This window comes from Microbacterium sp. B19 (assembly GCF_000333395.1).
Classification (GTDB): domain Bacteria; phylum Actinomycetota; class Actinomycetes; order Actinomycetales; family Microbacteriaceae; genus Microbacterium.
The window spans coordinates 1-10,445 of record NZ_BADA01000239.1 but is presented as its reverse complement, the minus strand read 5'-3'; the positions used below and the strand labels follow the sequence as shown (position 1 = coordinate 10,445).

The window sequence follows — 10,445 nt, the reverse complement described above, 5'->3', positions numbered from 1 at the left end:
ATCGGCATGGTGCACCAGCACTTCATGCTCATCCCCGTCTTCACCGTCGCCGAGAACGTCATGCTCGGCCACGAGCCCACGAAATTCGGCGGTCGGCTCGACCTCGCCGCGGCGCGTGCGAAGGTCAAGGAGATCTCCGACCGCTTCGGGTTCGACGTCGACCCCGACGCGCTCGTCGACGACCTGCCGGTGGGCGTGCAGCAGCGCGTCGAGATCATCAAGGCGTTGTCGCGGGATGCCAAGGTGCTCGTGTTCGACGAGCCGACGGCCGTGCTCACCCCGCAGGAGACCGACGAACTGATGGCGATCATGCGTCAGCTCAAGGCATCCGGGACCTCCATCGTCTTCATCACCCACAAGCTCCGCGAGGTTCGCGAGGTCGCGGACCGCATCACGGTGATCCGCCTCGGCAAGGTCGTCGGCGAGGCCGACCCGCGCGCCTCGAACGCCGAGCTCGCCTCGCTGATGGTGGGGCGCGCTGTCGAGCTCACCGTTCACAAGGAAGCCCCGACCCTCGGCGACGTCGCGCTGTCGGTCTCCCACCTCACCGTGGTCGACGCCATCGGCCAGCTCGTCGTCAACGACGTCAGCTTCGACGTGCGTCGCGGCGAGGTCCTGGCGATCGCGGGTGTGCAGGGCAACGGGCAGACCGAGCTCACCGAGGCGCTCCTCGGTCTCCAGGAGCGCGTCGAGGGGTCCATCACGCTCGACGGTACGGAACTGCAGGGGCAGAGCGTCCGGGCCGTTCTCGAGGCCGGCGTCGGGTTCGTGCCCGAGGACCGCAAGGAGGACGGGCTCGTGGGGGAGTTCTCGATCGCCGAGAACCTCATGCTCGACCGCGCCGACGGCGCCCCGTTCGTCAAGGGCGGCGCTCTGCAGCTGTCCGCCCTCGCCGACTTCGCGCACGAGAAGGTCGAAGAGTTCGACGTGCGCACGCCCTCGATCGAGACGCCGGTCGGACGTCTGTCCGGCGGTAACCAGCAGAAGGTCGTCCTGGCCCGCGAGCTGAGCCGCGACCTGCGTCTGTTCGTCGCCGCGCAGCCGACCCGCGGTGTCGACGTGGGCTCGATCGAGTTCATCCACAAGCGTGTCATCGAGACGCGCGACACCGGCGTTCCGGTGATCGTCGTCTCCACCGAACTCGACGAGGTCACCGCCCTCGCCGACCGCATCATGGTCATGTACCGGGGCCGCGTCGTCGGCATCGTCCCGGGCGACACCTCGCGCGACGTCCTCGGCCTGATGATGGCCGGCGAAGCGCCCCAGAACGAAGGAGTCGCCGCGTGAGCGATTCGCACAGCCCGCACGATCCGACGGCCGCGCGCGCAGATCGCGCCGCCGAGGTCGCCGCGGCGCCCGACGCCGACGTCGCCCTCGAGGGAAACGTCGCCGTCGACACGGCTGCCGGTGCCCGCGTCGTGACACCCCCGCCGGCGCCCGAGGAGAACCGGTGGAGCCGCGCTCTCCGCGAGATCGCGACCGGGAACGCCATCATCTCCGTCCTCGCCATCATCCTCGCGCTGCTCGTCGGCGCGATCATGATCGCCGCCACCGACGAGAACGTGCAGGCGGCATCGGCGTACTTCTTCGCCCGACCCGGTGACACGCTCGCCGCGATCTGGCAGTCCGTCTCGGGCGCATACGCGTCGTTCTTCCAGGGCGCGATCTACAACTTCCGCCGCCCGGAGTTCGCGACCGGCATCAAGCCGTTGACCGAGACGCTGACCTTCGCGACGCCGCTCATCGCGGCCGGCCTCGGTGTGGCCCTCGCGTTCCGCGTCGGCATGTTCAACATCGGTGGCCGCGGCCAGATGCTCGTCGCCGCTGCGGCAGCGGGCTGGGTCGCGTTCTCCTTCGACCTGCCGTGGGGCGTGCACATGATCATCGCGCTCGTCGCGGGTGTGGTCGCCGGAGCCATCTGGGCAGGCATCGCGGGCGTCCTCAAAGCGCGCACCGGCGCGCACGAGGTCATCGTGACGATCATGCTCAACTACGTGGCGTACTACCTCGTGTACTACATGCTGCGCACGCCCGGCCTGCTGCAGGCACCGGGGTCGAGCAACCCCACGACCCCGCCGATGAAAGACACCGCGGTCTTCCCCGACCTCTTCGGCTCGGGCTACAACCTGCACTTCGGTTTCATCCTCTCGATCGTCGCCGTGGTGGTCGTGTGGTGGATCCTCGAGCGGTCGTCGCTCGGCTTCCGCTTCCGGGCGGTCGGTCTGAACCCGAACGCCGCACGCGTCGCGGGCATCAACGTGAAGTCGATGTACATCTACTCGATGCTCATCTCCGGAGCGCTCATCGGCCTCGCCGGCGTCGATCAGGTCCTCGGTACCGTGACGACCGGGTTCTCGAGCGGTATCGACGCGGGCATCGGATTCGACGCGATCACCGTGGCGCTGCTGGGACGGTCCACTCCCGTCGGCGTGCTCGTCGCCGGCATCCTGTTCGGTGCTTTCAAGGCCGGTGGCTTCGCCATGCAGGCCGCCAACGGCGTGCCGATCGACATCGTCCTGGTCGTCCAGTCGCTCATCGTTCTGTTCATCGCGGCACCCCCTCTGGTACGCGCGATCTTCCGTCTGCCGGCACCCGGGGCGCGTAAGCCCCAGGCCCGCGCCGCCAAGAAGAAGGAGGCGGCCCGGTGAGCACCACCGCCGCACATTCCGAGACCGCCCCCGCGGCCGACGCGCTCGACACCGCCGTCGTCGTCAGCTGGAAGGCACCGATCGTCTACGGCGTCATCACGGTGCTGGCCGCCGTGCTGTTCATCGTCGCTCGCCAGGACGGCGACGCCGTCTTCCGCATCTCCAGCCCGGGCGAGTTCATCCAGCTCCCCGAACTGGTGCTGGGCGGCGTGCTCACGGGGGCCGTGTGCACCGTCCTCCTCGCGCTGGTGACCGTCGCGAGCGTCCTCATCGTGCGCGCGCACCGTCGCCCGCCGATCTGGCTGGCCGTGATCTTCGCCGTCGTGTTCATGGTCGGCTTCCTCACCTGGGCCGCCGCGGGTGCGACGACCGCGGTCATCCCGCTGACCGGACTCCTCGCCGGTGGGCTGAGCCTGTCGGTGCCCCTCATCTTCGGTGCCATGGCGGGCGTGCTCAGCGAGCGCGTCGGCGTGGTCAACATCGCCATCGAGGGGCAGTTGCTGGCGGGGGCGTTCACGTCCGCGGTCGTCGCGACCGTGACGGGCAACCCCTACCTCGGGCTCATCGCGGCCGCGGTGGCCGGTGTCCTGGTGTCGTTCATCCTCGCCGCCTTCGCGATCAAGTACTTCGTCGACCAGGTGATCGTCGGTGTCGTGCTGAACGTGCTCGTCGTCGGCCTCACGAGCTTCCTGTTCTCGCAGCTGCTCTCGCCCCACGCCGACACCCTGAACTCGCCGCCCCGCTTCCCGCGCCTGCCCATCCCGGTGCTGGCCGACATCCCGATCATCGGCCCGATGCTCTTCAACCAGACGATCATCGTGTACCTGATGTACGTCACCGTGGCCGCGGTATACGTCGGGCTCTTCCACACCCGCTGGGGTCTGCGTCTGCGCGCCGTCGGCGAGCACCCGCAGGCGGCCGACACCGTGGGCATCAACATCGCCCGCACGCGGTTCTGGAACGTCTCGCTGGGTGGCGCGATCGCCGGTCTCGGCGGCGCGTTCTTCACGCTGGGCTCGGTCGGCGCCTTCAACAAGGAGATGACGGCCGGTGCCGGTTACATCGCCCTCGCGGCGGTCATCTTCGGTCAGTGGGACCCGATCCGCGCGACGCTCGCGGCGCTGCTGTTCGGCTTCGCCTCCAACCTCCAGAACACCCTCGGCGTCATCGGATCGCCCGTGCCCAGCGAGTTCATGCTCATGCTGCCGTACGTCGTGACGATCTTCGCCGTCGCCGGTCTCGTCGGGAAGGTCCGCGGTCCCGCGGCCGCCGGCAAACCGTACGTCAAGGGCTGACCCGGCCCGCCTTCCCCCTTCACGAGAGGACCCTCCGCTCCACGATGACCGACATCGACTGGGACGAACTCCGTTCCGCCGCCACCGAGGCGATGCACCGCGCCTACGCCCCCTACTCCCGCTTCAAGGTGGGCGCCGCGGCGCTCGTCGCCGACGGGCGCATCGTCGCGGGGTGCAACGTCGAGAACGCCTCCTACGGCGTGACCCTGTGCGCCGAGTGCGGTCTGGTGTCCGAGCTGCACATGTCCGGGGGCGGTCAGCTCGTGGCGTTCGTCTGCGTGGACGGCGAGGGGCGCACGCTCATGCCGTGCGGTCGCTGCCGCCAGCTGCTGTTCGAGCACGCGATCCCGGGCATGCTGCTCGAGACCGTCAGTGGCATCCGGACGATCGACGAGGTCCTTCCCGACGCCTTCGGTCCGCGCGACCTCGAGGAGGCCGCGCGGTGAGCACCGAGCAGCACGACGCCGTCGACATCATCCGCGCGCAGCGCGACGGTCGCGCGATCTCCGAGGGGGAGATCCGCTGGCTCGTCGACGCGTACACGCGCGGCTATGTGATGGACGCGCAGATGTCGGCGTTCACGATGGCGGTGCTCCTGAACGGTCTCGGCCGTGACCAGATCCGGGTGCTGACGGATGCCATGATCGCCTCGGGCGAGCGGATGGACTTCTCCTCCCTCGGCAAGCCCACCGTCGACAAGCACTCCACCGGCGGTGTGGGTGACAAGATCACGCTGCCCCTGGCCCCGCTCGTCGCCGCGTTCGGCGTCGCCGTTCCGCAGCTGTCCGGCCGCGGCCTCGGCCACACGGGTGGCACGCTCGACAAGCTCGAGTCGATTCCGGGCTGGCGCGCGGCGCTCTCCAATGACGAGATCCTCGCGCAGCTCGCCGACGTCGGCGCCGTGGTCTGCGCCGCGGGCACGGGACTCGCGCCCGCCGACAAGAAGCTGTACGCGCTGCGCGACGTCACCGGTACGGTCGAGGCGATCCCGCTCATCGCCTCGAGCATCATGTCGAAGAAGATCGCCGAAGGCACCGACTCGCTCGTGCTCGACGTGAAGTTCGGCTCCGGCGCGTTCATGCAGGATATCGACCGCGCCCGCGAGCTCGCCGAGACGATGGTCGCTCTGGGCACCGATTCGGGCGTCAACACGACGGCGCTGCTCACCGATATGAACACCCCGCTCGGGCGCGCGATCGGCAACGCGAACGAGGTGCGCGAGTCCGTCGAGGTCCTCGCCGGCGGCGGACCCGCCGACGTGGTGGAGCTCACCGTCGCCCTCGCGCGCGAGATGCTGACGCTCGCCGGTCAGCCCGACGCCGACGTCGAGGCGGCCCTGGCCGACGGCCGCGCGATGGACGTGTGGAAGCGCATGATCCGCGCGCAGGACGGCGACCCGGATGCCGCGCTCCCGACGCCGCGGGAGACGCACACGGTCGTGGCCGACCGGGCGGGTGTCGTCACCCGCGTCGAGGCGCTGCCCTTCGGCATCGGCGCCTGGCGCCTGGGCGCCGGACGCGCGCGCGCCGAGGACGCCGTGGTGCACGCCGCGGGCATCGATCTGCACGTCACGGTCGGCGATTCCGTCGCCGCCGGTCAGCCGCTGTTCACCCTCTCGGCCGATGATGAGACGCGCTTCGACCGCGCTCTCGCGGCCGTCGAGGGTGCGTGGGAGATCGGTGACACCGCTCCCGCGCGCACCCCGCTCGTGCGCGAGCGCATCACCGCGTGATGGCATCCGACCCGAGGAGCACCATGGCCACCGACGACGTCCGCATCCAGGGCAAGAAGCTCAAGAACCTGCCGAAGGTGTCGCTGCACGACCACCTCGACGGCGGCATGCGCGCGCAGACGGTGCTCGAGCTCGCCGACGACCTCGACCTCGAGGTGCCCGCCGATGACGCCGACGGCCTGGCCGACTGGTTCTCCGACCACGTCGAGTCGGGCTCGCTCGAGGACTACCTCGAGAAGTTCGCGCTCACCGTGGGCGTGCTGCAGACCCGCGAGGGCCTCGTCCGCGCGGCGAAGGAGTTCGTCGAAGACCTCGCGGACGACGGCGTCGTCTACGGCGAGGTGCGGTGGGCCCCCGAGCAGCACCTCACGCGCGGCCTGAGCCTCGACGACGTCGTGGATGCCGTGCAGGAGGGCATCGAGGAGGGCGAGGATGCCGCGGACGCCCGCGGCAAGGACATCCGCGTCGGCCAACTGCTCACCGCCATGCGGCAGGGTTCGCGATCCCGCGAGATCGCCGAACTGGCGGTCGCGTGGCGCGGGCGCGGCGTGGTCGGCTTCGACCTCGCGGGTCCCGAGGACGGATTCCCGGCCTCGAACCACCGTGCGGCCTTCGACTACCTCGCCGAACAGTTCTTCCCCACGACGGTGCACGCCGGTGAAGGGGCGGGATTGGCATCCATCCGGTCCGCCCTCATCGACGGACGGGCCGTGCGCCTCGGCCACGGCGTGCGGATCGCGAACGACCTCGACGTCGTGTCGCGGGAGGGCGAGGAGGTGCTGGTCACGTTCGGTGACATGGCGCGCTGGGTGCGCGACCGCGAGATCACGCTCGAGCTGTCGCCGACGTCGAACCTGCAGAGCGGCGCGGTCACGGCCTGGGGCGACACGCTCGACGCCCACCCGTTCGATCTGCTTTACCAGCTGGGCTTCTCCGTCACGGTGAACGTCGATAACCGCCTCATGAGCCGGACGACGCTGACCCGGGAGCTGGGGCTGCTGGCGCAGGCCTTCGACTACGACCTCGACGACCTCGAGGCGTTCCAGCTCAACGCCGCCGCCGGTGCGTTCCTGCCGGTGGAGGAGCGCGAGGAGCTCATCGAGATCATCGCCGAGGGCTTCCAGCGCTGAGCTGCCGCGGGGGTTTCCGGTGTCGGTGGCGCCCCCTCGTGGCGGGACGCGCCGCACCGGTGCGAAACTCCTGAGATTCGTGCCATAGCCGTCCGCGCGGCACTTTCCGGGTTCCGTCACCGCTCGATTCCTCAGGAGTTTCGCCCGCACTCACACTCGGGACGGCGCCGACCCGCCGCTCAAACCGGTGGCTGCTCTACCTGTGGCGTCCCCGCGGGCGGGCGGGCGGGCGGCGGCGCGGACGAGCGGGCGAAACTCCTGAGATCTCGGCCCTTTCGGCGGCACAGGGCGGCGTGGCGGTCATGCGGGACGGAAAGTCAGGAGTTTCGCCCGGGCGCGCCGTGCGCCAGGACGCGCTGGAGTGCAGCGCGGACGCGGTCGGGGCGATAGAGGATGTCCTCGGCGAGCAGACGGAGCGTCGCGTACCCACGCTCCAGAGCGGCCATGTCGCGGCGCCGGTCGTTCTTGTGCGCGTGCCAAGTGCCGTGGAACTGCGCACTGTCGCACTCCACGATGAGCCAGCCGTTCACCAGCAGATCGACACGTCCGACGCCGTCGATGCGTACCTGCACGTCGACCCGGCAGCCGAGATGTCGCAGGAAGAGTCGGACGAGCGTCTCGGTCCCCGCCTCTGCGCGCGGATCCAACAGCCCTCGCAGCACCTGGAAGCGACGCGGCACGCGCGCGAAGACCTCGCCGATGTCGGCCTCGTCGACGAGGCCGAGGTGCCAGGCGCTGTCGAGCGTCGCGACAGCCGATCGCGGCGGTTGGCAGCGGATCGCCTGCGCAAGGGCTTCCGCGACATGGACCACGGATCGGTCTCGCGGCGCAGCGCTCGATCTCCAGTGGTACACGACACCGCGGGGTGCCGGTGGGCGTCGACTGGCCAGGGGATCCTGCTGCACGTGGCGGTCCGTGTGGTGATGGACGAACACGCCGTACAGCGCCAGAAGGCTGATGCAGTCGAGCCGCCCGCCCAGACGCGCCGCCGCGACAGTGGAGATCGGGGGTGCCTGCCACGACGAACCTGCCCTGGCGCACGCGCACGAGGGCGCCGTCGGCAACGGCGCGGGCGAGAGAGCGACGCGACCACCCCGCCGCATGGAGATCGCGGGTTGCCCACACCACCTCGTGGTTGTCGTCGGGCCGAAGGTCTGCGGATGCCATGGGCACACCCTGGCCGCTTCGCGCGGCGTCGCGTGGCCACGGGCGCCCGAGCTGTGGATAACGGCGGGACGGTAGGGGGAGTCGTCCCGGACCGCCCCGGGCGAAACTCCTGAACCTTCGCGCCGCATGACCGATCTGCGGCAGTGGCGACGCAGAACAGGCCGGTTTTTCAGGAGTTTCGCCCGCGCGGACGCCGCGCGCGCCCACTGCGGTGTAACCGCCGCTGGCCCGGCCGGGTCAGCGCGCCGGAAGGAACGCCGCCAGCTGCTCGGCGATGACGCGGTCGGCCTCGGCGGGGTCCGCTGTCGGGTTGCCGTCGCCGGGCTGCGGGCCGTAGGCGCCGAACGACGCGTGCGAGGCGCCGGGGATCTCGACGAACACCGCGTCGGCGGGGAGCTCCTTCGACGCGTCCGCGATCTTCTGCGGTGTGGACAGGCCGTCCTCGGAACCGGAGAGGCTCAGCACCGGCAGCCCCGACCCGAACAGGTCGTTCGCGCAGTACGAGGCGAACAGCACGAGGGCGTCGGCGTCGGTCGCGAGCTGACACGCGCGCACGCCGCCGAGCGAGTGGCCGCCGACGGCCCACACCGAGACGTCGGGGGCGAGGTCCGTGAAGGTCGAGAGGGGGCGCGGGTCGAAGAACGCGAGGTTCAACCACGGGCGCGTGATCACCACCGTCACGCCGTCGTCGACGACCGCTTCGGTCAACGTCGCGACGTAGCCGAGCGCGTCGACCTTCGCGCCCGGGATGAACACCAGGCCGCGGCCGGTGTCGCCCGAGGTCGGCGTCAGGATCACCGCGGTCGCATTCTCGGTGATCGTGAGACCCGGGTTCGCGCGCGCCTCGGCGAGCGGTTCGGGTTCGGCGCCCATCACGCCGACCTGGCTGTAGATCAGGATGCCGACGACCGCCAGCGCCACGAGGGCGCCCAGGCCGCCCAGGATCCATCTCAGGACACGAAAACGCCGACGGGGCGCTCGGGGCGCCCCGTCGGCGGACGGTGGGGTGTCGGTCACCTCACGAGCGTAATGCCGCCTGTCGCGCGGCGACGATCTCCTCGACGCGGGCGAACAGCGGGTGCTCCGGCTCGAGACCGGTGACCTGCGCGGTGAAGGACGTGGCATCCAGTTCGCCGAGGAGCCGCTGCAGCTCGACGGCCTGGACGTCCTCGGCATCCTGGAACTCCAGGGCCGCGGCCATCGCGGCGACGAGCGCGTCGACGGGCAGGCCCCGCTCGATCGCTTCGGCGGCGGGACCCACGAAGCGCTCGTGACGCGAGAGCTTCCGCAGCGGCTGCCGACCGACGCGCCACACCGTGTCGGGCAGCGCCGGGTTGCGGAAGCGGCGGAGGATCGTGTGGCGGTACTGGCTCTGCACCTCGGGGTCGAGTTCGTGCTTCTGCACGAGCAGCGCGCTCGTCTCCTCGAGAGTCGCCTCGACCTGGGCCGCGATCGCCGGGTCGGCGAGGGCGTCGGAGATGCGCTCGATGCCGGCCCGCGCGCCGAAGTACGCCGTGGTCGCGTGCCCGGTGTTGACGGTGAAGAGCTTGCGCTCGATGTACGGGGTCAGGTCGTCGACGAAGTGCGCGCCCGGGATGTGGGGCGGGTTGTCGCCGAACGGTCCGCGCTCGATCGCCCACTCGTAGAACGGCTCGACCGTCACGTCGACGCCGCCCACGGCCTGCGCCGGGACGATCCGGTCGACGGCGGTGTTGGCGAACACCGCGCGGGCCTCGAGGGCGTCCCACGCCTCGCCGGCGAGGTCGATCACGTGCTCGCGCAGCTGGTCGGTCGCGCCGATGGCGTTCTCGCACGCCATGATCTGCAGGGGAGCGAGCGAGGGATCGCGCAGGGCCAGACCCGCGACGATGTGCGGGGCCACGAACTTCAGGATCGTGGGTCCGACGGCGGTGGTCACCACGTCGGCGGTGGCGATCTCGTCGACCAGGGTCTCGGCATCCGTCGAGCTGTCGATGGCGCGGAAGCCGGTCACCGTCTTGTCGGTGCCGCCCTCGCCGACCTCGTGGACGGTGTACTCGGATGCCGCGTTGATCGCCGCGACGAGCGGCGCGGACACGTCCGAGAAGACGAGGTCGTAGCCGCCCTCGTGGAGCAGGAGGCCGACGAAGCCGCGACCGATGTTCCCGGCTCCGAAGTGGACGGCCTTCATGCGTTGACGGAGCCCGACAGGGCCTGGAACAGCTCCTCGGGGGAGGAGGCGGCCTTCAGGCGCGCGACGTCGTCCTCCTCGGAGAAGAGGATGGCGATCTGCGACAGGATCTCGAGGTGCTCGTCGCCCTTGCCGGCGATGCCGATGACGAAGGGACGGGCTCCCCGCCCCAGTCGACGCCGCCGTCGTAGCGGACCACCGACAGGCCGGACGTCAGGATGGCCTGCTTGGTCTCGTTGGTGCCGTGGGGGATGGCGAGTTCGTTGCCCCATGTAGTGGACACCGTCTCCTCGCGCTGCTGCA

9 protein-coding genes and 1 pseudogene are annotated in these 10,445 nt (G+C 70.4%); 6 read left to right on the top strand and 4 right to left on the bottom strand.

The annotated features are described in order from the left end of the window. From I5G_RS09200 to I5G_RS09175, 6 genes are all read left to right on the top strand, one after another. Positions 1-1,287, top strand: a 1,287-nt coding sequence (locus tag I5G_RS09200) for an ABC transporter ATP-binding protein (RefSeq protein WP_026095804.1), incomplete at its 5' end; no start/stop codon positions are given. Positions 1,288-1,418: 131 nt separating this feature from the next. Continuing rightward, positions 1,419-2,648, top strand: coding sequence for an ABC transporter permease (locus I5G_RS09195; protein WP_051038730.1), 1,230 nt, complete (start codon positions 1,419-1,421; stop codon positions 2,646-2,648). Beyond that, positions 2,645-3,943, top strand: a complete 1,299-nt coding sequence (locus I5G_RS09190) for an ABC transporter permease (RefSeq protein ID WP_022878798.1) — start codon at positions 2,645-2,647, stop codon at positions 3,941-3,943. Before I5G_RS09195 ends, I5G_RS09190 begins: the two co-directional genes overlap by 4 nt. Before the next feature lie 44 nt (positions 3,944-3,987). Continuing rightward, a complete protein-coding gene (locus I5G_RS09185; protein ID WP_022878797.1) occupies positions 3,988-4,389 on the top strand; it encodes a cytidine deaminase in 402 nt (133 codons plus the stop codon). Then, a complete protein-coding gene (locus tag I5G_RS09180; protein WP_022878796.1) occupies positions 4,386-5,675 on the top strand; it encodes a thymidine phosphorylase in 1,290 nt (429 codons plus the stop codon). Before I5G_RS09185 ends, I5G_RS09180 begins: the two co-directional genes overlap by 4 nt. A gap of 23 nt (positions 5,676-5,698) precedes the next feature. Beyond that, positions 5,699-6,805 (top strand): adenosine deaminase, encoded by a 1,107-nt coding sequence (locus tag I5G_RS09175; protein WP_026095803.1) that lies wholly within the window; start codon positions 5,699-5,701, stop codon positions 6,803-6,805. A 317-nt stretch (positions 6,806-7,122) separates the two neighbouring features. Here I5G_RS09175 and I5G_RS26425 read toward each other — a convergent pair whose 3' ends face one another. From I5G_RS26425 to I5G_RS24585, 4 genes and pseudogenes are all read right to left on the bottom strand, one after another. Further along, the gene (locus I5G_RS26425; RefSeq protein WP_239642517.1) at positions 7,123-7,617 is read right to left on the bottom strand and encodes an endonuclease domain-containing protein; all 495 of its coding nucleotides are present in this window, start codon (positions 7,615-7,617) and stop codon (positions 7,123-7,125) included. 592 nt (positions 7,618-8,209) lie between these two features. After that, entirely contained in the window at positions 8,210-8,989 is a 780-nt protein-coding gene (locus tag I5G_RS09165) for an alpha/beta hydrolase (RefSeq protein ID WP_022878794.1), read from the bottom strand. Between the two features lies 1 nt (position 8,990). Then, positions 8,991-10,142 (bottom strand): mannitol-1-phosphate 5-dehydrogenase, encoded by a 1,152-nt coding sequence (locus I5G_RS09160; protein WP_022878793.1) that lies wholly within the window; start codon positions 10,140-10,142, stop codon positions 8,991-8,993. Continuing rightward, positions 10,139-10,445 (bottom strand): annotated as a pseudogene (locus tag I5G_RS24585) (PTS sugar transporter subunit IIA); the annotation flags it as partial. The pseudogene I5G_RS24585 and the gene I5G_RS09160, both read right to left, overlap by 4 nt.